The organism is Candidatus Pelagibacter sp. HIMB1623 (assembly GCF_052047695.1).
Taxonomy (GTDB): domain Bacteria; phylum Pseudomonadota; class Alphaproteobacteria; order Pelagibacterales; family Pelagibacteraceae; genus Pelagibacter.
Genome location: NZ_JBNAJN010000001.1, coordinates 70,717 through 92,981, shown reverse-complemented (window position 1 = coordinate 92,981; position 22,265 = coordinate 70,717). Strand labels below are relative to the sequence as shown.

At 31.0% G+C, this 22,265-nt stretch carries 28 protein-coding genes; 12 read left to right on the top strand and 16 right to left on the bottom strand.

All coding sequences use genetic code 11. The features are described 5' to 3' along the window. Positions 1 to 6: 6 nt before the first annotated feature. Positions 7 to 594 (top strand): FMN-dependent NADH-azoreductase, encoded by a 588-nt coding sequence (locus tag ACTTBN_RS00515; protein WP_075505866.1) that lies wholly within the window; start codon positions 7 to 9, stop codon positions 592 to 594. On the opposite strand, the gene ACTTBN_RS00510 is transcribed toward ACTTBN_RS00515, so the two are convergent. Further along, positions 584 to 1,687, bottom strand: a complete 1,104-nt coding sequence (locus ACTTBN_RS00510; protein ID WP_440680497.1) for a TauD/TfdA family dioxygenase — start codon at positions 1,685 to 1,687, stop codon at positions 584 to 586. The genes ACTTBN_RS00515 and ACTTBN_RS00510 overlap by 11 nt on opposite strands. 67 nt (positions 1,688 to 1,754) lie before the next feature. On the opposite strand from ACTTBN_RS00510, the gene ACTTBN_RS00505 reads away from it, so the two are divergent. Genes ACTTBN_RS00505 through ACTTBN_RS00495 form a run of 3 tightly spaced genes read left to right on the top strand, consistent with a single transcriptional unit; the run spans position 1,755 to position 3,494 of the window. Beyond that, positions 1,755 to 2,561, top strand: a complete 807-nt coding sequence (locus ACTTBN_RS00505) for an inositol monophosphatase family protein (protein ID WP_440680496.1) — start codon at positions 1,755 to 1,757, stop codon at positions 2,559 to 2,561. Next, the gene (locus ACTTBN_RS00500; RefSeq protein ID WP_440680495.1) at positions 2,558 to 3,121 is read left to right on the top strand and encodes a DUF924 family protein; all 564 of its coding nucleotides are present in this window, start codon (positions 2,558 to 2,560) and stop codon (positions 3,119 to 3,121) included. The genes ACTTBN_RS00505 and ACTTBN_RS00500 overlap by 4 nt, the downstream gene beginning before the upstream one ends. Before the next feature lies 1 nt (position 3,122). Beyond that, complete coding sequence (locus tag ACTTBN_RS00495) at positions 3,123 to 3,494, top strand: DUF952 domain-containing protein (protein WP_440680494.1); 372 nt, start codon at positions 3,123 to 3,125, stop codon at positions 3,492 to 3,494. On the opposite strand, the gene ACTTBN_RS00490 is transcribed toward ACTTBN_RS00495, so the two are convergent. From ACTTBN_RS00490 to ACTTBN_RS00475, 4 genes are read right to left on the bottom strand one after another with little or no spacing between them, the layout of a single operon-like run. After that, positions 3,473 to 3,808: a DMT family transporter gene (locus ACTTBN_RS00490; RefSeq protein ID WP_440680493.1), complete on the bottom strand. Its 336-nt coding sequence runs from the start codon at positions 3,806 to 3,808 to the stop codon at positions 3,473 to 3,475. The two genes, ACTTBN_RS00495 and ACTTBN_RS00490, sit on opposite strands and share 22 nt — an antisense overlap. A gap of 1 nt (position 3,809) precedes the next feature. Continuing rightward, entirely contained in the window at positions 3,810 to 4,142 is a 333-nt protein-coding gene (locus tag ACTTBN_RS00485; protein WP_440680492.1) for a DMT family transporter, read from the bottom strand. A 38-nt stretch (positions 4,143 to 4,180) separates the two neighbouring features. Further along, positions 4,181 to 4,501, bottom strand: coding sequence for a nuclear transport factor 2 family protein (locus tag ACTTBN_RS00480; protein WP_440680491.1), 321 nt, complete (start codon positions 4,499 to 4,501; stop codon positions 4,181 to 4,183). 13 nt (positions 4,502 to 4,514) lie between these two features. Then, a complete protein-coding gene (locus tag ACTTBN_RS00475) occupies positions 4,515 to 4,838 on the bottom strand; it encodes a GYD domain-containing protein (RefSeq protein ID WP_440680490.1) in 324 nt (107 codons plus the stop codon). Positions 4,839 to 4,949: 111 nt separating this feature from the next. On the opposite strand from ACTTBN_RS00475, the gene ACTTBN_RS00470 reads away from it, so the two are divergent. Then, the gene (locus ACTTBN_RS00470) at positions 4,950 to 5,366 is read left to right on the top strand and encodes a hypothetical protein (protein ID WP_440680489.1); all 417 of its coding nucleotides are present in this window, start codon (positions 4,950 to 4,952) and stop codon (positions 5,364 to 5,366) included. Here the strand turns inward: ACTTBN_RS00470 and ACTTBN_RS00465 are convergent. Together ACTTBN_RS00465 and epsC are read right to left on the bottom strand one after the other, a co-directional pair. Then, positions 5,363 to 6,364, bottom strand: coding sequence for a cysteine synthase A (locus tag ACTTBN_RS00465; RefSeq protein ID WP_440614186.1), 1,002 nt, complete (start codon positions 6,362 to 6,364; stop codon positions 5,363 to 5,365). The genes ACTTBN_RS00470 and ACTTBN_RS00465 overlap by 4 nt on opposite strands. Then, a complete protein-coding gene (gene epsC, locus ACTTBN_RS00460) occupies positions 6,357 to 6,941 on the bottom strand; it encodes a serine O-acetyltransferase EpsC (protein WP_440680488.1) in 585 nt (194 codons plus the stop codon). The genes ACTTBN_RS00465 and epsC overlap by 8 nt, the downstream gene beginning before the upstream one ends. A gap of 78 nt (positions 6,942 to 7,019) precedes the next feature. On the opposite strand from epsC, the gene ACTTBN_RS00455 reads away from it, so the two are divergent. The 6 genes from ACTTBN_RS00455 (at position 7,020) to ACTTBN_RS00430 (ending at position 12,498) form a co-directional block, all read left to right on the top strand. Beyond that, complete coding sequence (locus ACTTBN_RS00455) at positions 7,020 to 7,430, top strand: VOC family protein (protein ID WP_440680487.1); 411 nt, start codon at positions 7,020 to 7,022, stop codon at positions 7,428 to 7,430. 101 nt (positions 7,431 to 7,531) lie between these two features. After that, complete coding sequence (locus ACTTBN_RS00450; RefSeq protein ID WP_428079851.1) at positions 7,532 to 8,494, top strand: glycine betaine ABC transporter substrate-binding protein; 963 nt, start codon at positions 7,532 to 7,534, stop codon at positions 8,492 to 8,494. Between the two features lie 68 nt (positions 8,495 to 8,562). After that, positions 8,563 to 9,624, top strand: coding sequence for a quaternary amine ABC transporter ATP-binding protein (locus tag ACTTBN_RS00445; RefSeq protein WP_440680486.1), 1,062 nt, complete (start codon positions 8,563 to 8,565; stop codon positions 9,622 to 9,624). Further along, positions 9,614 to 11,119, top strand: a complete 1,506-nt coding sequence (locus ACTTBN_RS00440) for an ABC transporter permease (RefSeq protein WP_440680485.1) — start codon at positions 9,614 to 9,616, stop codon at positions 11,117 to 11,119. Before ACTTBN_RS00445 ends, ACTTBN_RS00440 begins: the two co-directional genes overlap by 11 nt. Before the next feature lie 9 nt (positions 11,120 to 11,128). Then, positions 11,129 to 11,746 carry a LysE/ArgO family amino acid transporter gene (locus tag ACTTBN_RS00435; RefSeq protein WP_440680484.1) on the top strand — a complete coding sequence of 206 codons (618 nt, stop codon included), beginning with the start codon at positions 11,129 to 11,131 and terminating at the stop codon, positions 11,744 to 11,746. After that, the gene (locus tag ACTTBN_RS00430) at positions 11,743 to 12,498 is read left to right on the top strand and encodes an alpha/beta fold hydrolase (RefSeq protein ID WP_440680483.1); all 756 of its coding nucleotides are present in this window, start codon (positions 11,743 to 11,745) and stop codon (positions 12,496 to 12,498) included. The genes ACTTBN_RS00435 and ACTTBN_RS00430 overlap by 4 nt, the downstream gene beginning before the upstream one ends. Here the strand turns inward: ACTTBN_RS00430 and ACTTBN_RS00425 are convergent. The 7 genes from ACTTBN_RS00425 to ACTTBN_RS00395 form a co-directional block, all read right to left on the bottom strand. Then, complete coding sequence (locus ACTTBN_RS00425; protein ID WP_440680482.1) at positions 12,485 to 13,150, bottom strand: HAD-IA family hydrolase; 666 nt, start codon at positions 13,148 to 13,150, stop codon at positions 12,485 to 12,487. The genes ACTTBN_RS00430 and ACTTBN_RS00425 overlap by 14 nt on opposite strands. Further along, the gene (locus tag ACTTBN_RS00420) at positions 13,147 to 14,028 is read right to left on the bottom strand and encodes a carbohydrate ABC transporter permease (protein WP_440680481.1); all 882 of its coding nucleotides are present in this window, start codon (positions 14,026 to 14,028) and stop codon (positions 13,147 to 13,149) included. The genes ACTTBN_RS00425 and ACTTBN_RS00420 overlap by 4 nt, the downstream gene beginning before the upstream one ends. Positions 14,029 to 14,030: 2 nt before the next feature. Beyond that, complete coding sequence (locus ACTTBN_RS00415) at positions 14,031 to 15,059, bottom strand: carbohydrate ABC transporter permease (protein WP_262590502.1); 1,029 nt, start codon at positions 15,057 to 15,059, stop codon at positions 14,031 to 14,033. A gap of 48 nt (positions 15,060 to 15,107) precedes the next feature. Next, positions 15,108 to 16,328, bottom strand: coding sequence for an ABC transporter substrate-binding protein (locus ACTTBN_RS00410; protein ID WP_262590503.1), 1,221 nt, complete (start codon positions 16,326 to 16,328; stop codon positions 15,108 to 15,110). An 85-nt stretch (positions 16,329 to 16,413) separates the two neighbouring features. Next, positions 16,414 to 17,541, bottom strand: a complete 1,128-nt coding sequence (locus tag ACTTBN_RS00405; protein WP_440680480.1) for a cobalamin-independent methionine synthase II family protein — start codon at positions 17,539 to 17,541, stop codon at positions 16,414 to 16,416. A 3-nt stretch (positions 17,542 to 17,544) separates the two neighbouring features. Further along, on the bottom strand, positions 17,545 to 18,537 hold the full coding sequence (locus tag ACTTBN_RS00400; RefSeq protein ID WP_440680479.1) for an ester cyclase: 993 nt from the start codon (positions 18,535 to 18,537) through the stop codon (positions 17,545 to 17,547). Further along, positions 18,507 to 19,451: a cupin domain-containing protein gene (locus ACTTBN_RS00395; RefSeq protein WP_440680478.1), complete on the bottom strand. Its 945-nt coding sequence runs from the start codon at positions 19,449 to 19,451 to the stop codon at positions 18,507 to 18,509. The genes ACTTBN_RS00400 and ACTTBN_RS00395 overlap by 31 nt, the downstream gene beginning before the upstream one ends. Positions 19,452 to 19,500: 49 nt before the next feature. On the opposite strand from ACTTBN_RS00395, the gene ACTTBN_RS00390 reads away from it, so the two are divergent. Continuing rightward, positions 19,501 to 20,586 carry an ester cyclase gene (locus ACTTBN_RS00390; protein WP_440680477.1) on the top strand — a complete coding sequence of 362 codons (1,086 nt, stop codon included), beginning with the start codon at positions 19,501 to 19,503 and terminating at the stop codon, positions 20,584 to 20,586. Here ACTTBN_RS00390 and ACTTBN_RS00385 read toward each other — a convergent pair. After that, the gene (locus ACTTBN_RS00385) at positions 20,583 to 20,948 is read right to left on the bottom strand and encodes a rhodanese-like domain-containing protein (RefSeq protein WP_075505893.1); all 366 of its coding nucleotides are present in this window, start codon (positions 20,946 to 20,948) and stop codon (positions 20,583 to 20,585) included. The genes ACTTBN_RS00390 and ACTTBN_RS00385 overlap by 4 nt on opposite strands. Positions 20,949 to 20,972: 24 nt before the next feature. Next, a complete protein-coding gene (gene hisD, locus ACTTBN_RS00380; RefSeq protein ID WP_440680476.1) occupies positions 20,973 to 22,253 on the bottom strand; it encodes a histidinol dehydrogenase in 1,281 nt (426 codons plus the stop codon). Positions 22,254 to 22,265: the final 12 nt, after the last annotated feature.

Genomic DNA, 22,265 nt, shown 5'->3' with positions numbered 1-22,265 from the left:
TGTTTTATGAAAATTTATCAAATAGATTCAAGTGCTAGAAAAAAAGGCTCAACTTCGAGGGCATTAGCAAAAAAACTTTTAGAAAAAATCAAAAAACCAGAGGATGAAGTAATTTATAGAGATTTAGATGATGAAATGCTTTTTGTAAGCGGTCTGACAGAGTCTGGAATGAAAATTGATGAGAAGGATCAAACTGAAGAACATAAGAAAATGTTTGAACTTTCTGACAAGCTTGTAAAAGAATTAAAAGAGAGTGATATTATAATAATTTCAGCTCCAATATATAATTACGGACCACCCGCAACTCTTAAAGCTTGGTCAGATTTAGCTGCAAGAATAGGGGAAACCTTTAAATTTAAACCCAATGGTAGAAGAGAAGGGTTATTAAAAAATAAAAAAGCATATCTTGTAATTACTTCTGGTGGAACAAAACTAAATAGCTCTGAGGATTTTTTAACGCCTTGGTTAAAATTTATTTTAAACTTTTTTGGAATTGAAAAAGTTGAAGTTATAAGCGCTGATCAAATGGCTTTAGATTATGAAAAATCTATTAGAGATGCTGAAGCTCAAATAGAAAATATTTCTATAGATTAAACTTTCTTTTTAAGTGTCTTAATTTTCCTTCGGTACTATCATAGTCTATATAACAACCTTGTAGAAATCTTTTACCTTCATTAGCATCATAAACTGTTCGTCCATGGAGCAACCTGTGATTATCCATCATCATTAAATCTTTTGGAGCAAGTTTAAATTCTATTCTATATTTATCTGAATTGTACATCTCAGATAGTTTTTTTCTTGCTTGATAGTATAAATCTAATTCTTCTTTATCTAAGATTGGAACAAAATCTAATCTTGGACTAAATCTTACTTGTTTAAAATTTTTATGCTCATCTAATTCAATCAAAGGACACAAAGATTCTAAAATTACCTCTTTATCAATAAATTTAAATCTTACTTTTACTTCTGTTAAGATTTTATAATAATCAGGATAACTTTTCTTTAAATCTTCAGTAACAGTATATCCATCAACCAATGTAGAATATCCTCCTGAAACTTTACTCTCTATGCAATGTAAAAGTTGGATGCATGGAACTGGGTTTCGATATGGATTATCTGTGTGCGGTGCAAGAGCTAAAGAAGTATATGCAAGATCATTAGGATCAGGTTTTGATTTAACATCAAAATATTCTCCAAAGTTAGTACGCCTTACACTGCCAATTGAGTTTGCAAACTCAACAATATAATTTTTAGTTGTTGGTATATTTTTAATTACAACAAATCCAAACTTATAAAAAGAAACGAGCAAGTCATGCATTTCTTTACTTTCATAAAAATTCTCTTGGTATTCAAAATTTTTGATATTACTTAGACTAGAATCCCATTTAGTTTTTTCTATAGATTTTATGACTGTATCTTCTTTTGCGAATTCTAAAGCAATTTTATTAAGATTAAGCTTAGAACTAATTCCATCATTAAAGTTAACTTCTAAAAATTCTTCATGAATAGAGGCATTATTAATAATTATATCGTTGCTCAAACTAGTTGGGTCAAAAAGTCTTTGTTGAGTTCCTTGATCAACAAATTCTTCACCATCCACTCTTTCTCTTAACCAAAAAGGATGTATTTCTTTTTTCTCAGTACCATTATTGAAGTAAACTTTATTTTCGTGAAGCTCAATTTTCATAAATAATACTTGAGCATTATTTAAAATTTAACTTTAATCAATATAAATTAAATAGTAAGAGTTCTTTGTGAATAATTTTGATACAAAAAAATATCCAGTATTTTCAAGTTTTTTAAACCAGTTAGCAAAAGATTTAACAAAATTTTATTATGCTAAGTTAGATAAGCCATTCAAGATAACCAATAAAATGAAAGGCAAAGGTTACGATCCAGTAACTACATCTGACAAAGCTTTTGAAAAGTTTATAAGGTCCAAAATTTCTAAAAGATTTCCAGATCATCAAATCATAGGTGAGGAATACGGTCATAAAAATACTAAAAGTGAATTTTCATGGGTAATAGACCCAATTGATGGAACTAGATCATATGTTGTTGGCAATCCTAGTTGGAGTAATTTGATTTCATTAAATTATAATGGGGAGCCAATTTTAGGATTAGCAAATTTCCCTAAAATGAAAAAATATTATTTAAATGTAAATAAAAACACCGCATATGTTTTTGAAAATAACAAAAAAAGAAAACTAAAGGTAAATTCTAAATTAAATTTTGCAAATTCAAAATTAGCTGCTGCATTTCACAATCAATTAACATTAAAACAACAATCTAAGATCCAAAAATTTATAAATCGAATGCAATTTCCGTGTTTTGATGCTTTAACATATTGTCAACTAGCTGAAGGTAGATTGGAAATGGTTGCACAGTGTGCAAACAAGATTTGGGACATTCATCCAATAATGCCAATAGTGAGAGCAAGTGGGGCCATAGTAACTACGTGGGGTAATAGAAATCCTGTGGTAGGAGGAAATATTATTGTCTCAAATAATAAAGCAAATCATAAAAAAATATTAAAATTATTAAAGCCCCTAGCTGAATGATACCAGAACGAGCACAATCAATTCTAGATTTCTGGTTTAAAGAAACTCCCTCTGAAATGCGTTTCAAAAAAGACGAAAAGTTTGATCAAAAAATTAAAGATAATTTTTTAAAAGATTATGAATTAGCATGTCAAAATGAGTATGATGATTGGCAAGATAATCCTATGAGCTGTCTAGCACTAGTTATTTTGTTTGATCAGTTTTCTAGAAACATGTTTAGAAACGATAAAAAGGCTTTTGCACAAGATCAAAAAACTAGATTGATTGTAAACGATGCAGTTTATTCAGGTTATTTAGAAGCCATGAATGTAAATCAAAGATTTTTTATGTTGTTACCTTTAATTCATAGTGAGGAAATTAGTGATCATGAAATGGCTTATTACTTATTAAATAAATACTTAAGAGAACACGAAGGTTACAACGAAATAAAAAAATTTTGGCAAGATCACACCAAAGCTATAAGGCAGTTTCATAGATATCCACATAGAAATGAAATTTTAGGAAGAGAATCTACCGAAGAAGAGCTAGAATTTTTAAAAGGCCCAAACTCTTCCTGGTAAAATGAATTTAGAATTTATTTTTAAAGTAATAGATAAAGAAGAATGGCAAAAAGCTAAACAATCTGGGACTTATGGTGGATCTGAAAAAGATATTAAAGATGGCTATATTCATTTCTCAGAAGAAGATCAGGTTGAGGAAACCTTAAAAAAACATTTCCCAAATAAAGAAAACCTAGTTTTATTAAGAGTAAATGCTTTTAAGCTTGAACATTTATTATGGGAGCAGGCATCTAATGGAGATATGTATCCCCATTTATATTCACCTTTAGATACTACCACTGTTGTGAATGAATATGAGTTGCCATTAAATGAAGACGGAAGCCATCAGCTTCCTGAGATATTAAAAAAGTATCAGTTCAGTCGTCCAAGATAATTGACCATTATTACACCAATAATAATTAAAATAATTCCTATAGTTCCATAAATATTAGGTACTTGATTAAATTTTAATACAGCAAAAAGAACAACCCCTGTTACTGTTAAGCCACTATAAGTTGAGTAGGCAAATCCAACTGGAAGTGTAGACATAGCTTTTGCAATTGAAAACATTGTAATACACATAAATAAAATACATAAAACTGAAGGAGTTAGTTTTGTGAATCCCTCAGAAATTTTAGCAAAACTATTTGATGCGATACCAAAAATTATACCGTTAGCTAAAAATAAATATCCTAAAAGAGGTTTCATATTATTTATTTCCTAACAAATTAACCATTAAAACTCCAATAATTATAAATGCTAATCCAATCATAGAATAAAGATTGGGAACTTGGTTATATTTAATTACACCAACTATAACTGTTGCAATAATTGTTAATCCTGCGAATGAAGCATAAGTGATACCCATTGGAATATTTTTCATCACTAATGAAAGTGCATACATACACAAAACAATTGTAATTGCTGTAATTATACTTGGAACAAGAAGTGTAAATCCTTCAGCACTCTTAGCAAAACTATTTGAAGTAACTCCTAGGAATACAGCAACACCTAGGAACAAGTATGAAGTAGCGAGACTCATTCAATAATATTAAATGAAATCCCGCTAAATATATATAATTATTTAGGCATTGGAGTAGCACCAGTTTCTAAACTAACAATTTTTCCATTGTCATATTTATAAACTGCCATTACAGCCTCAACATTTCCATCGTTAAAGGTAACAAAAGCATGATGAATTCCAACTTCATCATTCTCGTAAACAATTCTAACCTTATCTTGATTGATGTCACCACTCATGGCCCATTTGATAACATCACCTTTTGTTAAAACATTTCCAGATTTATGCATAGTAAATTTAAAGTCATCATGCAAAAGCTCATTCATCGCTGCTTCATCTTTATTTTTTAGTGCCACACTATATTTTTCTAAGATAGACATTTATACCTTTCTTTTATTCACCTGGTTTTTTAAATTTTTTTCCAGCATCTGCAGCTTTGTTGAAAGTTTTATTATAATCAAACACTTCATGAATCATAATATCTTCCATTAAACCTGCATTCATAATTGCAACTTTCATTCCAAGAACACTTTCATAATCTCCTTCAATAACATTGATGACATCAAATCTTCCTCGAACCCACTCATAACTATGAAATTTTACTCCAACAGTATCACAAATAGCTTTGATCGCCGCTCCTCTGTCTGCATTAGGATCACTTTGCATTCTTTTTGCAAGATCACGACTGATCTTTCCAATAATATAAAATTTAGACATTTTTTCTCCTGTTGCTTAATTTAATAATTAAAGTCTAACAGAGATAATCCATCATGTGGAGTCTCTGTTTTTAGCTATTTAATTCAATTTAAATTTTTGATAACATTTTAAATGATCGAAAAATTTAATGGAATATTTTATTTAGTTGTATTTTTAGTTCACTTTATAATTTTTGCCACATACGCTTATCAAACAGTTTTTGCTACGAAGAAATTTTTAGATAAATTTGGTATTGACGATACAGGTGCTGGAATGACAAGATTTTTCGGATCATTATTTATTGGAGCTGTTGCGATGGCTATATGGGTTGGCTTTATTAGACCTGACGGACTTCAAGGAACATGGGCTTTTTTTAATTTAGTATTTTTACAAAACCTTTCAGCTTTTTGTGTAGGAATTTATACAATTAAAATAAATAAATTAGGCCATACTCCACAAACATCTAATGAAGGAATTATTGCACCGGGTATTTTAACTTTGTTAAGTGCAATACTTTGTTACGGATTAGCAGATAAGATTTATATCTAAAACCAACTAGGTATTGGTAGACCTTTTTCTTCTAAGAATTTTTTATTGAACATTTTGGTTGCATATTTATCGCTTCTATCACAAAGAATGGTTACTATAGTTTTACCAGGTCCTAATTCTTTTCCCATTCTAATAGCTCCTGCAATATTTATTCCACAACTAGTTCCTAAACTTAATCCTTCATTTTGAATAAGATCATAAAGAATAGGTAGAGCTTCATGATCATCAATAGAGTAGGCATCATCAATTTTGGCCTCACCAAAGTTAGCTGTAACTCTACTTGAACCAATTCCTTCTGTTATAGATCCTCCTTCAGATTTTAGCTCTCCATTCTTTATATAATTATAAAGAGCAGAACCTTTAGGATCTGAAAGGTAAATTTTGATATCTTTATTCTTTTCTTTTAAAGCGTTACTTACACCCGAAATGGTGCCCCCAGTTCCAGACGAACACACAAAACCATCTACTTTACCATCTGTCTGTTCCCAGATCTCCTGACCTGTTCCCTCATAATGACCTTTTGCATTTGCAGTATTATCAAATTGATTAGCCCAAATAACTCCATTGTTATTTGAGGGTCTTAATTCATCAGCAAGTCTTGCAGCAACTTTTACAAAGTTATTGTCATCTTTATAAGGCTTTGGTTCAACTAATCTTAACTCAGCGCCAAGGTTTCTAAGTAAATCTTTTTTTTCCTGAGTTTGATTGTCGTTCATTACAATAATCGTTTTGTAACCTAAAGAATTTCCTAAAAGACCTAATCCAATTCCAGTATTACCAGCTGTACCTTCAACAACAGTTCCTCCTTTAGAGATTAATTTTTTTTCTTGTGCATCTTTTATTAATGCAAGTGCAGCTCTATCTTTTACTGATCCACCTGGATTTAAAAATTCTGCCTTACCATAAATATTGCAACCAGTAATCTCTGATGCAGCTCTAAGTTTAATGAGAGGAGTATTTCCAATTCCAGAAATAAAATCGTTTTGTGTATTATTCATTATCTGATTTTTTATCACTATCAGGAGTAATCCCGTAAGGTTTAAATTCACTGTCAGCTATTCCAACATTCTTAGCAGGAATTCCAACCATTACTGCATTTTCAGGAACATCTTTTGTAATTACAGCGTTTGCTCCAATTTTTGCACATCGTCCAACAGTTACAGGACCTAACACTTGTGCCCCTGATCCAATTACTACTTCATCTTTAATTGTTGGATGTCTCTTCATGTTTCTTTGATCATTTGAATTTATACTTGGTGCAATTCCACCCAGTGTAACCATATGGTAGATAGTAACATTATCACCAATATCTGAAGTCTCACCAATTACAACTCCCATACCATGATCTATAAATAAATTTTTTCCAATTTTTGCATTAGGATGAATTTCAATTCCAGTTAAGAATCTTGAAAATTGAGAAATGATTCTTGCAATCAAATGAAATTTTGCAGTACTAAAAAAGTTTGCTAGTCTATGAAAGAAAACTGCCTTAACACCTGGATAAGTAAGAACTAAACTTAGTTTTGACTTTGCTGCAGGGTCTCTATCAATTATCGATTGTAAAAAATCACTCATTTTAAATTTTGTCGCGGTTGATTATAAAAATTACATGCTTTATATAGTTATTAATTAAGCAATTAAAAGAGATTATATATGTATAAGAATACTAACTGTTTTCATTTAGCTATACCTTGTGGCGATCTAGAGGTCGCAAAAAAATTTTACAGCGAAACATTAGGATGTAGACTAGATAATTCTGCCCAAGAGTGGGCCGATGTTGACTTTTGGGGTAATGAATTAACACTTCATAAAAGTGCTCATAAGTTAGACAATGAAAGACATGATGTTGATATGGGGAATGTGTCAGTACCCCATTTTGGTGTTCATTTATCTAGAAAAGATTTTGATGCTTTAAAACAAAGATTAAAAGATAGTGGTACTAAATATTACGATGAGCCATATTTAAGATTTAAAGGTACTAAGTATGAACAAGAAACATTCTTTGTAAAAGATCCAAACGAAAATATTTTAGAAATAAAGACACTAACGTCTAATCCAGAATAAATTATATTTAATAATTATACTTATCTTTTATATCTTTATTTTCTTTGACACATTATCTCAATTCGCGTTAGACTTTATTTATAAATAATTAAGGAGAGATAATGAAAATAATCAAATCTACACTTGTAGCTGGATTAATTTCAATTTTATCAATTTTCTCTGCAAACGCAGAAAAAGTTAAAATTGGAGATCCAGGTTGGACAGGTGCAACTGCAATTGCAAATTTACTTGCTGCAGTAGTTATAGACAAAATGGGTGGGGAAGCAGAACTAGTTCCTGGAAACAATACTGCAATTTATGCAGCGATTGATAGAGGAAAAGGTGAAATCGATGTTCACCCTGATATCTGGTTACCAAACCAAGAAGCTTACACTAATGATTTAGTTCCAAAAGGAACTTTAAAATTAAGTAGCAAACCATATGAAGGAAACCAAGGTTACTGTGTTTCTCAACAGTTTGCAAAAAAAATGAATATTACAGCAATTGAAGACTTAGCAAGACCAGAAGTTGTTAAAGCAATGGACAGCGATGGAAATGGTAAAGGTGAGTTTTGGATTGGTGCTGATGGTTGGGCTTCTGCAAATGTTAACCAAGTTAAATTAAGAGACTATGGTTTATATGATGCTGGTATCGAAGCAGTTAGAGCTGCTGAAGCAGTGAAAAATGCAAGAGTACTAGACTCAATCAAAAAAGGTGAAGGTTATGCATTCTATTGTTACAAACCTCATGCAATTTGGGGAATGGCTGACGTAGTGATGTTAACAGAACCAAAATATGATCCTGCAAAATATAAAATGATTCAACCCAAAGCAGATGCTGACTGGTACAAGAAATCTTATGTTGCATCAAAAGATGCTCTTAAGCAAATCCAAATCGGTTGGGCTACTTCTTTAGAGAGTCAATCACCAGCAATTGTAGAATTCTTTAAGAATTTTCAATTAACAGCTGATGATGTTTCTGCAATGGCTTATTCAGTTTCAGTTGAGAAAAAAGATCCAGCTGATGTCGCAAGAGCTTGGATGGAAGCAAATAAATCAACTGTAGACGGTTGGTTAGGACTATAATCTAAATCAAAATCTATACTCGGCAATTTAAGATTGCCGAGTATATTTTCCTATAATAAAAGACAAAAATGGATTCATCGGGTTCAGCAATACAAATTCAAAATGTTTGGAAAGTATTTGGAAATACTTCTAAAGAAGCATTAGATGCAATCCAAAATAAAAAAATTTCAAAAACAGAAGCTTTAGAAAATTACAACTCAGTTATTGGAGTTTCAGATGTTTCGTTTGATGTTAAACAAGGTGAAATATTCTGTGTTATGGGGCTTTCTGGAAGTGGAAAGTCTACATTAGTAAGACATATTAATAGACTTTTAGAACCAACATCAGGAAAAATTTTAATTAATGGTCAGGATGTAATGGCCTTAGATAGAGAAAACCTTCAAGAATTAAGAAATAAAAAAATAGGGATGGTTTTTCAAAACTTTGCGCTTATGCCTCATAGATCAGTTGTAGATAATATTGCAATGCCGCTTGAGATAAGAGGTGTAAGCAAAAATGACAGATTAGATGCTGCAAATAAAATTTTAGAAATTGTAGAATTACAAGGTTGGGGCAATAAGTTTGCTCACGAACTATCTGGAGGAATGCAACAAAGGGTAGGTCTTGCAAGAGCACTAGCAGCTGATCCTGAGTTTCTATTAATGGACGAGCCTTTTAGTGCATTAGATCCACTGATTAGAAGACAGCTTCAAGCTGAATTCATCAAACTTTCAAAACAAATGAAAAAAACCACAGTATTTATTACTCATGATTTAGATGAAGCAGTAAGAGTAGGACACAGAATTGCAATTATGAGAGATGGAAAAGTAATCCAAATAGGTACACCTGAAGAAATAGTTGTAAGTCCTGCAGATGAGTATGTTGCTGACTTTGTAAAAGGAATTTCAAGACTTAAAGTTGTTCAAGCAAAAACAATTATGCAATCTATTGAGAGTTATGAGAATGCTAATGGAAAATTAAATGAAAGTACGCAAAGTGTTGGAGAAAATGAATTATTAAGTAAGCTTATTGAATTGTCAAAATCTAACGATGGGCCACTAATTGTTCTAGACAACAATAAAAATAAAGTAGGTGTTTTAACACAATCAGATCTTTTAAAAGCAGTCGTTGAGGGTGGGGATGGAGAATAAACAAATACATAATCCTTCTAGGTCTGAATTAATTACAGATTTTGTAAAATCTAATCCTGAATATTATATTAAAGAATTTCAAAAAATTGGTAGCAAACCTTCATTTTCATTTTCATTTAATTTGTATGCTGGAATTCTAGGACCAATTTGGTTTGGAATGAGAAATATTTGGAATTGGGCTTTGGCCTTTTTAATTATTGAAACTTTTTCTGTTGTTCAAATAATAAGAGGTTTGTTTGGTAATATTACTAAAGAAGCTGTAGAAAAAATCAAACAAGTTGAGTCAACAATCGCTTTTAGAAATAAACAGTTAGAAGCAGCTATAACAAATAATCCAGATAAAGTTGATGTATATAAAAGAAATATCAAATCACTAGAAGATGCTATGCAAGGCTACATAGATGAAGTAGCAAGAATTGAAGCTTCAGCTATTTGGATTACAATTTTTGGTATTGGATTATTAATAGTAATTAAAATTGTTCAAGGAATACTAGCAAACTCAATATTAGAAAAAAGATATTCAGAATGGTTATCAGACAAAACTCTAAAACCTGGAATGCAAGTGAAGAACTTTGTTTCCAGCACAATGTTTGCTGCAGTTATTATGTTTTTTTCTGTAGTGCATTATAGTTTTCCTGGTGTCATTACATTAATGGATGACTTTCCAACCCATCCAGATATTAGGTTAACATCAATAAAATGGGTAGAAACGATCTTCGATTATGCAGTACTAAAAGGAGATGCTTTATTTACAGCCATAACCATAGGTATTAGATCAGTACTAGATTTCTTAGAGTTACTTTTTGTAAAAACTCCTTGGATAGTAATTATTACAACCATTGTAACCTTAACTGGATTAGCGGCAGGACCTAGAGCCGCAATATATTCAGCAGGATTTTTATGTTACATGGGATTTTTAGGTTTCTGGGTTAAAGCTATGACAACACTAGCTCTTTTAGGAACAGCAGCTGTATTAAGTATTGTAATTGGTATTCCACTTGGAATTTTTTGTGCAAGGCGTCAAAGATTTTATTCAATGATCAGACCAATTATGGATTTTATGCAAACAATGCCTGCTTTCGTATTTATGATTCCTGTTATAGCATTTTTTGGAACAGGAAAGGTTGCTGCAGTTATTATTACAATGATATTTGGTGGAACACCTGTGGTTAGATTAACTGTTCTTGGTTTAAGAGGAGTGCCTGAAACAATTAGAGAGGCTGCAATCGCTTATGGTGCTTCTAAATGGTATTTGCTTAGAAAAGTAGATTTACCATTAGCAACTCCTTCTATATTAGCAGGAGTTAACCAAACAGTAATGTTAAGTTTAGCGATGGTAGTTGTAGCTTCATTAATTGGCGCTAAAGGATTAGGCCAAGATGTACTCGAGGCACTTCAATACGCTAATGTAGGACAAGGTATTTTAGCGGGTGTTGCGATATTATTTGTAGCTCTTATTCTTGATAGAGTTGTTCAAGGTAGAAAAAGAGTTTAAGCAAAATCAATGGAATACGCACTGTTAGGTTTTTTTACTGGCCTAAGTTTAATTTTAGCAATTGGTGCTCAAAATATTTTCGTAATTGAACAAGGTTTAAAAAAACAGCATGTATTTCTAGTTTGTTTAGTTTGCTCTGTTTCAGATTTGATATTAATTTTTGTTGGAATTTTTTTATTTCACTTTTTTAACCAATTTTTTAATTCATTAGTAGAATTTATTTTCAATCTTGTTTTGGTGGTTTTTTTAATTCATTTTATATATTCAAAAATAAAAACTCATTATAAAGAAGTTAATTTTCAAAGTAATATTAATGCAATATCAAAGATAAATATTTTCTTAAAAACTTTAGGGTTCACATATTTAAATCCACATGTTTACTCTGATACAGTTTTTATTCTTGGAAATTTCTCTAAGAATTACTTGTTAAACCAAAAATTGGCTTTTGGGATAGGAGCGTCTTTTGCTTCATTTTTGTTTTTCTTTACTTTGGGATATTTATCAAATTATTTATCCAAGTATGCCAATGACAAAAAAATATGGCAGGTAATAAATATTTTCATCGTAGCTTTTATGAGTTTTTTAGTTTTGTTTATTTTAAAGGAAATGATAATTAAGCTTTTATGAGTAATATTTTTGTAGATGATAAAGGAGAAGGCTTTCCATTTGTTTTAGTCCATGGATATCTGGGTTCTTCAGAGATGTGGTGCTTTCAAAAAGATTACTTTTCAAAAAATTTTAGAGTTATAGCTCCAGCTCTACCTGGTTTTGGTGAAAGTCATAATGCACAATCATTAAATTCTATTAATGCGATGGCTTTAAAAATAATTCAAATTTTAGATGAGAAAAAAATTGATAAATTTAATTTGATTGGACATTCAATGGGTGGAATGATTGTTCAAGAAATAACAAAATTAATTGGTGATAGAGTTAATAAATTAATCTGTTTTGCAACAGGATCTATTGGAGATATTCCAGGTAGATTTGAAACTATGGATCAAACAAGAGAAAAACTTAAGCGAGAAGGTACTGAAATGTCATTTTCAAGAGTTCCTCCTAAATGGTTTGTTAAAGGAGATAAAGATAAAAATTATTATTTATGTGCTAATGCAGTTAAAAATGTTTCATTAGAAACTGCTGACAATGCTTTACTCGCAATGAAAAATTGGAGAGGTATTGATAATTTAAAAAATATTAAAAATGACACTCTAATTATATGGGGTGATAAAGATATCTCCTATAATTTTGAACAGGTCGATACGTTAAATAAAAATATTAAGAATAGTCGACTAGAAATATTTGAAAATTGCAGTCACAATGTTCATTTAGAAGAACCAGATAGATTTAATAATCTGGTAAATGATTTTATTTCAGAATAATATTTTTATTTAATTTCTCTAATTTTTTAAAAGCGTTCTTAAATTTTTTATTTAAATGAAACTTTCCTGGAAAAATTATACATTTAATTTTTGCATTAACAGCAGAATTTAAACTTTCTTGAGAGTCTTCAATAGCTAAACAGTCCTTAGGTTTTAAATTAAGTTTTTTTAATGCAAGGAGATATATATCTGGATTTGGTTTTAAATTTTTTACCAACTCTGAATTTCCAATAAAACTTAAATTTTTTTGACTAATTGATTTTCTTAATGAGAAAAGAATAGAATTAATATTATTTTTTGAGGTAGAGGTTACAAAAGCTAATTTTATTTTTTCTTTATTACAAAGTCTAATTAAATTTTTAACACCTGGTCTTAATTTTAAATGATTTTTCTTTAAGTAATTGTTGAACAGTTTAGTTTTTAAATCTCTTAATTGCTTCGCATTAACTTTAATGCCTTTTGATTTTGCATATTCTGATATTCTATCGCTACCTCCTGATTTGTTTAGTAGTTTGATATATTCCTTTTTAGTCCAATACCAATCCAATTGTTTTTTTTTAAAAGCTTCATTAAAGGATTTTCTCTGAATTTCAGATGTTTCAACAAGTGTTCCAATGGAACCGAATAGCAAACCTTTGTAATATTTCTTCAACCTTTTACAGCTCCAGTAGTTAAACCACTGATAACTTGTCTTTGGAAGAACATTACCAACATAAACAATGGTGCCGTTGCAGAAACTACTGCTGAAACTGCCCACATTAGATTACCCTCATGTTGGTTAGTCCCTAAATAACTTTGTATCTTAGGAACCATCGTATGATTTTCTTGATTTAGAAGTAAAGCCGTTACTGTGAAATCATTGTAAGCAAGCATTAAACTAAATAATCCAGCAGTAATAACTCCAGGCCACATCACTGGCATTATAATATGTCTAAATGCTTGAAAATATGAACATCCATCAATCAACGCACTTTCATCAAGTTCTTTTGGAATTGTTTTAAAGAATGAATACAGTAACCATAAAGTAAATGGTTGATTAATAGCTACCAAAACGACAATAGTTGTTGGCAGTATTCCCCATATTTGTAATTCAAAAAATGGAAATAGATAACCGGATACTAAAGTTATATGTGGCATAGCTCTAAAGATTAAAGCTGCCATCAAAATCCAAAATGCATATTTCTCAGTTGATCTAGAAAGGGCGTAAGCTCCTAAAGTTCCTAAAAATAAAGAAATACTAACCACAAACACAGTAACGATAATGGTATTTTTGGAAGCTTTCCAAAATTCTCCCTCAAACCATGCCTCATGATAAGCATTTGTTGTAAATTTTGCTCCAGTTTCAATTAAGGTATTGAAAGCTGAAACAGCATACCACCAGTCTGACCTTGAGAAAAAGTCTGCTCTTACTTTAAATGATCCCCAAAAAGTCCAGATGAATGGAAAGCACGCAACTAACAGCCAAGAAATAATAAATATGGTATTAAATGTTTTTAAAGTATTTGATTTTTTATCTAAACCGTAATCCATATTTATCTCGCAGTTTTAAATTCTTTCCATGTTCTAACTAATACAGGGGCAAGCAAAATAGCTATTCCGATGATTGTCATCATCGATGTTGCTGCTGCTGAACCAAATAAAATTACTTCTTCATTAACTAAGTTGTCGTAAATTAACCATGAAAGAGATTGAGCGCTTCCTTCAGCACTAAAACCTATAATCGGTTCAAATACTCTAAAATTGTCCATCAATGATATTAAGGCAACAAATGTTACTACCGGGTAAATATGAGGGAGCACTATATGTTTAATTCTCTGAAATCTAGAAGCACCATCAATAATTGCAGCTTCAATTGGTTCTTGAGGAACTGTTTGAAGCGCAGCATAGAAAACTACAAATGCAAAAGGGGAGTGATGCCAAATTCCATATATAATAATTGTTATCCAAGTTAGAGTTTTAGAGGATTTCAAAGACAAATATGGATCATTCATTAAATTTTGAATATTAGCACCAATTATTCCTTGAGAGTCTATCATCCAAAATAATACTAAAGATCCAACTAGCGGAGTTACAATCATTGGTAAAATAGTACCAAAAATTAAAGGACCTCTAATTTTTCTTGAGATTGCGTTTAAGCTCAAAGCTATAATAAAACCTAACAACAAGACATTTGGAGTTACAAATATACAATAAGTTAATGTAAATATTAGTGCTTTGTAAAATGGTAGATTGGTTACTTGATCAACAAATTCACCAAAAGTTTCTGTTTCATTCCAAAATTTTTTTATTTCTTCTGTTGCTAAATGGTTTCTATCTATATACGTCCCAAAACCATTAAATTTTCCAAGAGGTTTTGCTTCTCTTATTTTAGTAGTTGCTTCATTATCGACTACAATTGAAACAGTACAGCCAAATGGATCACATTTTTTAACTTCTTTAACTACTTGATCATGCTGAGCGTAAAAAGATTGAACTCCTGTAGAAATGATAGGAAGCCCAATAAATAGGACCATTGCTAATCCTGTCGGTAAAAAAAACCAAAAAAAAGTTTTATTAGGCATGAAAATTTTAGTTAAGTGGGGATCAAGTCCCCACTTAAAGATTAGATTTTATAGAAAGCCTTGTTCTTTAGCTTTACTAGTGTAAGCAGCTTCAACATCTTTCAATGCTTGTTCAGCTGACTCTTTACCTTGTAAAAACTCAACAATCTCACTTCCTAATGCACCATGCATTAAACCCATTTGTGGTAACATTGGATATGGTTTTGCACCCATTTTTACAGCTTCAATTACACCAATAGATTTTGGTCCTGGAACAAATCCTTCTACTAACCAAACAGCTTGGTCAGCAGCATCAGCAACCATTTTCTTATTTGATGCAGCGTGCGCTAAAGCTCTAAATGTTGCTTCAGCATCAGCATCAGGTCTATTTTTTGCAAGTGTGAAACCATCCCACCATAAAGTTGCAGCTGGGATATTTCCACCAGCAACAGTAGCTGGACCTGTTAGTTTTGTAGCCTTAGTAATATTAGCATCACCTTCATCATCTAAAAGTGTACCTGATCTAGAAGCCCACAATGTCATTAATGCAACATTTCCTGCTTCCCATTCGACTTTAATAGCTTCACTATCATGTGTTAAATAATCTGGGTTACTTAATTCAGATAATTTTTTAAGCATGTTTAAAGTAGCTACACCTTTTGCGTTATTTACATTTGGTTCTGCACTTCCAGACTTAAAGAATTCACCACCATGACCAATGTACATGTTCACAAATTCCTCAGCTAAGTTCCAACCTGCTTTGTAAGCAGCAGCATATGGATATTGCATTTTTCCTGAAGCTCTAATTTTTTCAGAAGCAGCAACTACCTCTTCATATGTTTTTGGAACAGCTATACCAAGATCTTTTAAAACATCTTCTCTATAGTATAAGTGTTGTGTGTTAGCCATAAATGCTACAGCCATAACTTTTCCATCAATTGTGATCAATTGAGAGTCTTGAATTCCTTTTCCATATTTTTTAACAAGATCATCTAAAGGTCTTATTAAGTCTTGGTTCATTAAAGGAACGATTGAACTGTTTGCTGCAATTCTAGCTGAAAATTCAGATGGATTTGCAGTAAGAGCTGGCACTGCGATTTTATTGTGCTCAGATGAATGAGTCACTTTAAAATCTGCACTTCCTTTACATTGTTTAGAAGTTTCAACGAAAGTTCTTAATGCAGGAAAATCATTAGCCAAAATATTTATTGAACCACTTTTGATGTTACAATCTGCATAAGCAGAAGTTCCAAAAAGTAAAAACAATAAAGTAACTAGTATTTTTCTCATATGTTTTCTCTCTTTATATTTATTGTTAAATTATAATTTAAGTTCAAAAACTATATCTATTACGAAGTTTAAATTAAAGAGGAAATTAAATCACTTTTGACGCAAGTTCTGCGCCATGCACCAAAGACTCTAGCTTCTTATAAACAATATTTTCATCAACATTTCCAAAGCCAGCAAAGGTGCTAAAACCACAATCTGTTCCTGCTACCAGCTGATCTTTCTCAACGACTTTTGAATAAGTTAAAATTCTATTTTTTACAACCTCGGGATGTTCGACAAAGTTTGTGGTTGAGTCGATAACTCCAGGAGCAATTATTTTATCTTTTGGAATTTTTAAATTTTCAAAAATTTGCCACTCATGAGAATGTCTTGGATTTGACGACTCAATTAAGTAGGTTTGTATATTAGCCTTTAAAGCTATTGGCATAATTTTTTCTAGTGCAATGTCATGTAAATGAGGTCCCTCATAATTACCCCAGCAAATGTGCATTCTTATTTTAGAGCTATCAATATTACTAATGGCGTTGTTTAAACACTCTATTTGTTTTTCTGCTCTGATTAAAAATTCTTTTTCAGACAAATCCTTAAAAGTCATGTGTCTTGCAAGTGCTAAATCTGGACAATCTAACTGAAGTTTTAATCCATTTGATGTAATTTCTTCATATTCATCTTTCATCAGGTTAGATAAATTTTCTAAATATTCATCATCATTTTTATAAAATTTGTTGGGCAAGAAAGCTGAAATAACTCCTGGAGAAGCAGCATTCATGAACGCATCTTTATGATTATTTTTTTTTAAAGCTTGTTTAAAATTATTTATATCTTTTGTTAGGGAAGTTTTATCTTTAATTTTTAATTCACTTGTACAACAAGGTCTTGTGTAAGTAGGAGTACCGCCTGTTCTTGCAATTCTTTCTTTAAAAGATGGAAAGTCATCTAAATCTTTTGGTGCTTTTCTTTCACTCTCTCCTGAAAAGCCATCAATTCTATCTTTAACATAAGTTGCATAGCTAATCTTAGACATTTCACCATCACTAATATAGTCAATCCCAACATCTAATTGTTTTTTAACAATTTCATTTACATCTCTTTGAACAATTTCATCAAATTGATTTAAATCTATTTTTTCTTTTTGATCTTTCTTAAATAAAAGATCGGATAATTCATTAGATCTTGGTAAACTTCCAACATGTGTTGTTTTAATTTTACTCATAATTTATTTCATTAAAATTTGTTTCCAAATTGCAACCTCATCAAACAAAACCCATTCTCTTATAACATTTCCATCAATTATTTCTGCATGGTTTATACCCATTATAAAAATATTTTGATTTGATTTTTCTCCAAATTCTTCAGTGTCTTTAGAATGTTTACCTTCTAGAAACCATCTTATTGATGCTTTAGGATTTTTATCTACTTCTTCCAAATAACCAATGTGCTCTATAGAAAACTTTATATCGCTAAAAGTATTTTTCAAAGTATTCCAAAATTTGATTATATCCTCTCTCCCATGTCCAATTTTGTTTCCAGGCCAAAATATAGTTGCAGCTCTTGCATAATCAGAAAAATCATAATCATCTTTAAAGATATTTTTTAATGTTTTGGAGTATTTACCTCCAGCAGAATTATCAGGTACAATGCCTTGTTTGTAATCTGAATTCATCTCAGAGTTTGAATTAAACAATTGTTTTGCTTTATCAACACCACCTTCTTTATCTATAAGCATTTGAGCAAAATCTTTAGGTGTAAATCCTATTTGTCTTACCATTGCACCTTGATCACGAACAATCCATTCATCATAGACTTGATTGTTTTTGCATGCACAATCAGCAATTACTCTATAGTAAATATCTTTACCAGTTGGTTTGCCATACGAACCATCACCAAGATGTGTTCCTTTGCTTAAAATTCTATGAGATGAATGATAACCCTCATTATCATTTCCATTCCAAATCACATCTTCACCAAGCAATTGTCTGTTAGGAAATTCTTTTAATGTAGCATAAGTAGCATCAATTACAGGTTTGTTTCCATAGGTGACACCAAATGGTGATCTAACTGGAATATTATCGCTATAAAATTGAGCAATAGACTCAACATCTTTATTTTCCCAAATTTGTTTAGTTATTTTTAGTATGTAATCAGGAAAGTTTTTATATTTAGGATCAAAACCTTTCATTAGATTTGAGTTACACAATTTAAGTAACATTCCTCTTTTTCATCTATTTTAATATTAACGTTCGAATTAATTGGAATAGAAATTGTGTCTTTAGCATTTAAAACACACTGAAAATCATCAATCATTATTTCCCATTTTCCAGTTCTTGAGAACATTATTGTAGGTTTTTCAAATTTTAAATTGGTTATATGACCCTTACTAGATTTTAAGATCGAAAGATTAAATCCTGTATCTTGATTTATAACTGGTGAGAATTCTTTTTTTTCAAATTTGTTTCCAAGAATTTGAATTAAATTAATATTCTCATTTAATTTATTTTCATATTTTGAATTTTCATTACTTTTACAAATAAACTTTTCTAGTTGATCCAATTTATAGTTATCAAATTTTTTTATTTCCTCTTGAGAAATAGGCTCGAGAATTGTTTTTCCGTCTGGAATTTGATTAATAGATAAATCAATTAATGAATTATCATTTAATAGTGCCATACCAGTTTTTTTTGCTTTTTCTAAAACACTTGGAACCCAAGTTATAATTCCAGGATCATCTCCACCTAAAACAACAAAAATTAATCCTTCTTCATCACCAGCGTTTTCAAATGCTCTAAACATATTTGTTGGCATTGAAATTATGTCACCAGCATTCAAAATTGTTTCATCTTTTCCTTCTGCTCCCCAATAAAATCTCCATCTACCAGAATAAATAACAAATACTTCTGCAGTTGTATGACTATGTAGGCCCGAACCATTTTGGGGAAGTGCTGACACAGCGCCTAAATTAAAACTATGAGGCATAGCAATTTTTATAAATTGTTTGCTATCTTCAGCTACACCAGGTCCAACTATAGAATAATTTTTTCTTTCTTTATGCCCTTCAAGTTTTCCTTCCACAAAGGGTAGGGTGCTTGGAACCAGCTCATTAAACTTTGCTAACCTATTTTCCATATGTTTTTTTAATTGAATTATGATATTAACCCTACTTAAATTATTATAAATGCCAATACAACAATTTGATACAGGTTTAAAAGAACAGCAAGGTGTAAAAAAATTAGAAATTACACCTGAAGAAAATTTCAATAATAAAACAAAAGTAAGAGGCTACTTAAAAACAATTATAGAAGGTGGAATATCTAAATTAGATCAAAATATAGAAAATTATTTTGATAAAGATGTAAAAGTTAATTGTTTTCACCCTGTTAATGAATTTGAAGGTGCAAATACTTTTAAAGAAAAATTTTGGTTACCTCTATTTGAAGCTTTTCCTGACATTGAGAGAAGAGAGCAGATAGTCATTGGAGGTACATTTAGAGATAAAGTTCAGGTTGGATCAGTATCTATGCTTTCAGGCACATTCAAAAAACCTATTTTTGGAATAAAGCCAATTAATAAAATGGTAAATCTTAAATGCTGCGAAGTTCATGAATTGAAAAATGATAAAATAGTAGAAAGTTATATCTTAATTGATTTATTAGATTTGATATTTCAGACTGGCAAAAATCCAATTAAACCTTCAAGAGGTTCAGAAGGGAATTGGCTAAATCCAATTAATACTGATGGTGTAAATTATTTTGAAAAAGATATGAAAGTTTCTGAAGCAAGTTTAGACCAATCTTTAACAATGCAAAGAAGCTTGAATATAAAGCCAGAGTTGGAAACTAATTCAGATGAAGAATTAAAAGATAAATTAATAAATCATCCACAAAGTGAATTTTGGCATGATAAAATGATATGGTATGGGCCAAGTGGAATAGGTACTGGAAGAAACCTAGAAGGATTTGTTGATAATCATCAGTTACCATTTAGAAAAACTTTTAAAGAAAGAAATTATTGGAAACTGGGACACTACTGTGAACTTGGTGATGGAAACTTTTCAATGACTGCTGGCTGGCATAGCATACAAGCAGTTTATGGGTCAGATGATTGGTTAGGATACAAATCTGATAATCAAAAGGTAACTATGAGAGTTATGGATTTTTATCATCACCACGAAGGTAAAATTAGAGAAAACTGGGTACCTATAGACTTAATACATATACTTAAGCAAATAGGTATTGATGTTTTAGATTTAATTAAGGACTAATCTTTTAACTTATCCCACTCAGACATACCGCCTGTAATATTTTTAACGTTCTTAATTCCCATTTCTTTCATTGTTTTTGTAGCAAGGGTTCCTTGTCCACCTAGTCCACAAAACACAACATATTCTTTGTCAGGATTATTTTTAAAAGTATCGTTTTCAATAGGACTTCCTTCAGCTAAATAAAATTCTAGCAAACCTCTATCTAAATGCATTGCATTTCCAATAGTACCTTTAGAAAAACTTTCTTTATCTCTAACATCAATAAATTGAACGTTAGGATCGTTTAATTTCTTTTTAGCTTCTTCAGCAGTAATGTTTTCAATTTCATTGCTGACGCTCATTACTTCTTCAAATTTTTTCATGTTAAAACCTATTTAATAAATTGTTTAGTAACCGTATTTTTTCAATCTAACATCACCAGTTCTAGCATGAGCTTCCATTCCTTCATATCTTGAAAGTCTAGCAGCAGCTGCTCCAACAAGTTCAGTAGATTCTTTAGTCATTCTTTGGAAACTTAAAGTTTTGATAAATTTACCAACAAACAAACCACCCGTATATCTTCCAGCACCTTTAGTTGGAAGAATATGATTTGTTCCTGAACATTTATCACCATAAGCAACAGTTGTTTCTTCACCAATAAATAAAGAGCCATAATTTTTTAATCTTTTGTGGAACCACTCTAAGTTTTTAGTTTGAACTTCCAAGTGTTCAGGAGCATACTCATCACTAATTGTAGCCATTTCCTCGTCTGTATCACAAAGAACAACTTCTCCGTAATCTCTCCAAGCAGCTTCAGCATTAGTTCTTGGTAACTCAGGAAGATCAGCAATAAGTTCAGGCACTCTTTTAATTACCTTTTCTGCTAATTCTTTACTTGTTGTATAAAGCCAAGCTGGTGAATTGTATCCATGTTCTGCTTGACCAACTAAATCTACTGCAACAATTTCTGGATCTGCGTTTTCATCAGCAATAATTCCAATTTCTGTTGGACCTGCAAATAAATCAATACCTACTTTACCAAATAAAATTCTTTTAGCTTCAGCAACAAATTGGTTGCCTGGACCTACCAATATATCAGCAGGTGCATTTCCAAATAAACCATTTGTCATTGCAGCAATTGCTTGAACACCACCAAGGTTCATAATTACATCTGCACCACAAAGATCAGCTGTGTAAACAATAGTTGGATGAACCCCAACACCAGGTTTTGGAGAGCTACATACTAAAATATTTTTAACTCCAGCAACTTTAGCAGTTGTTACACTCATTACTGCAGATGCAATGTGAGCATATCTTCCAGCAGGCACATAACATCCGGCTGTATTAACAGGAATTAACCTTTGACCTGCATACAAACCTTCAGATAATTCAACTTCAAAATCTTGACCATAATTTTTTAATTGAGCTTCAGCAAACTTTCTTACTCTTTCATGAGCAAACTGGACATCATCTTTTGTTTTTTGATCTAAATTTTTTTTAATATCTTCAATTTTTTCTTTAGAGATAACTACTTCACCTTCATACTTATCAAATTTTTTTGAAAGCTCTTTACAACCTTCTTCTTTGCTTGTCTCAATATCTTTAAGAATATTTTCAACTATTTCTCTTGTTTTTGTATCATCAGTTGATGATGTTTTTGGTGATTTTTTTAAGTATGTAATTGCCATTTCTCTCCTTTT

Bases quoted from the DNA above. Each gene is read 5' to 3' on its own strand.
- ACTTBN_RS00515 (WP_075505866.1), top strand. From the start codon at position 7: ATGAAAATTTATCAAATAGATTCAAGTGCTAGAAAAAAAGGCTCAACT.
- ACTTBN_RS00510 (WP_440680497.1), bottom strand. From the start codon at position 1,687: ATGAAAATTGAGCTTCACGAAAATAAAGTTTACTTCAATAATGGTACT.
- ACTTBN_RS00500 (WP_440680495.1), top strand. From the start codon at position 2,558: ATGATACCAGAACGAGCACAATCAATTCTAGATTTCTGGTTTAAAGAA.
- ACTTBN_RS00495 (WP_440680494.1), top strand. From the start codon at position 3,123: ATGAATTTAGAATTTATTTTTAAAGTAATAGATAAAGAAGAATGGCAA.
- ACTTBN_RS00490 (WP_440680493.1), bottom strand. From the start codon at position 3,808: ATGAAACCTCTTTTAGGATATTTATTTTTAGCTAACGGTATAATTTTT.
- ACTTBN_RS00485 (WP_440680492.1), bottom strand. From the start codon at position 4,142: ATGAGTCTCGCTACTTCATACTTGTTCCTAGGTGTTGCTGTATTCCTA.
- ACTTBN_RS00480 (WP_440680491.1), bottom strand. From the start codon at position 4,501: ATGTCTATCTTAGAAAAATATAGTGTGGCACTAAAAAATAAAGATGAA.
- ACTTBN_RS00475 (WP_440680490.1), bottom strand. From the start codon at position 4,838: ATGTCTAAATTTTATATTATTGGAAAGATCAGTCGTGATCTTGCAAAA.
- ACTTBN_RS00470 (WP_440680489.1), top strand. From the start codon at position 4,950: ATGATCGAAAAATTTAATGGAATATTTTATTTAGTTGTATTTTTAGTT.
- ACTTBN_RS00465 (WP_440614186.1), bottom strand. From the start codon at position 6,364: ATGAATAATACACAAAACGATTTTATTTCTGGAATTGGAAATACTCCT.
- epsC (WP_440680488.1), bottom strand. From the start codon at position 6,941: ATGAGTGATTTTTTACAATCGATAATTGATAGAGACCCTGCAGCAAAG.
- ACTTBN_RS00455 (WP_440680487.1), top strand. From the start codon at position 7,020: ATGTATAAGAATACTAACTGTTTTCATTTAGCTATACCTTGTGGCGAT.
- ACTTBN_RS00450 (WP_428079851.1), top strand. From the start codon at position 7,532: ATGAAAATAATCAAATCTACACTTGTAGCTGGATTAATTTCAATTTTA.
- ACTTBN_RS00445 (WP_440680486.1), top strand. From the start codon at position 8,563: ATGGATTCATCGGGTTCAGCAATACAAATTCAAAATGTTTGGAAAGTA.
- ACTTBN_RS00440 (WP_440680485.1), top strand. From the start codon at position 9,614: ATGGAGAATAAACAAATACATAATCCTTCTAGGTCTGAATTAATTACA.
- ACTTBN_RS00435 (WP_440680484.1), top strand. From the start codon at position 11,129: ATGGAATACGCACTGTTAGGTTTTTTTACTGGCCTAAGTTTAATTTTA.
- ACTTBN_RS00430 (WP_440680483.1), top strand. From the start codon at position 11,743: ATGAGTAATATTTTTGTAGATGATAAAGGAGAAGGCTTTCCATTTGTT.
- ACTTBN_RS00420 (WP_440680481.1), bottom strand. From the start codon at position 14,028: ATGGATTACGGTTTAGATAAAAAATCAAATACTTTAAAAACATTTAAT.
- ACTTBN_RS00415 (WP_262590502.1), bottom strand. From the start codon at position 15,059: ATGCCTAATAAAACTTTTTTTTGGTTTTTTTTACCGACAGGATTAGCA.
- ACTTBN_RS00410 (WP_262590503.1), bottom strand. From the start codon at position 16,328: ATGAGAAAAATACTAGTTACTTTATTGTTTTTACTTTTTGGAACTTCT.
- ACTTBN_RS00405 (WP_440680480.1), bottom strand. From the start codon at position 17,541: ATGAGTAAAATTAAAACAACACATGTTGGAAGTTTACCAAGATCTAAT.
- ACTTBN_RS00400 (WP_440680479.1), bottom strand. From the start codon at position 18,537: ATGTTACTTAAATTGTGTAACTCAAATCTAATGAAAGGTTTTGATCCT.
- ACTTBN_RS00395 (WP_440680478.1), bottom strand. From the start codon at position 19,451: ATGGAAAATAGGTTAGCAAAGTTTAATGAGCTGGTTCCAAGCACCCTA.
- ACTTBN_RS00390 (WP_440680477.1), top strand. From the start codon at position 19,501: ATGCCAATACAACAATTTGATACAGGTTTAAAAGAACAGCAAGGTGTA.
- ACTTBN_RS00385 (WP_075505893.1), bottom strand. From the start codon at position 20,948: ATGAAAAAATTTGAAGAAGTAATGAGCGTCAGCAATGAAATTGAAAAC.
- hisD (WP_440680476.1), bottom strand. From the start codon at position 22,253: ATGGCAATTACATACTTAAAAAAATCACCAAAAACATCATCAACTGAT.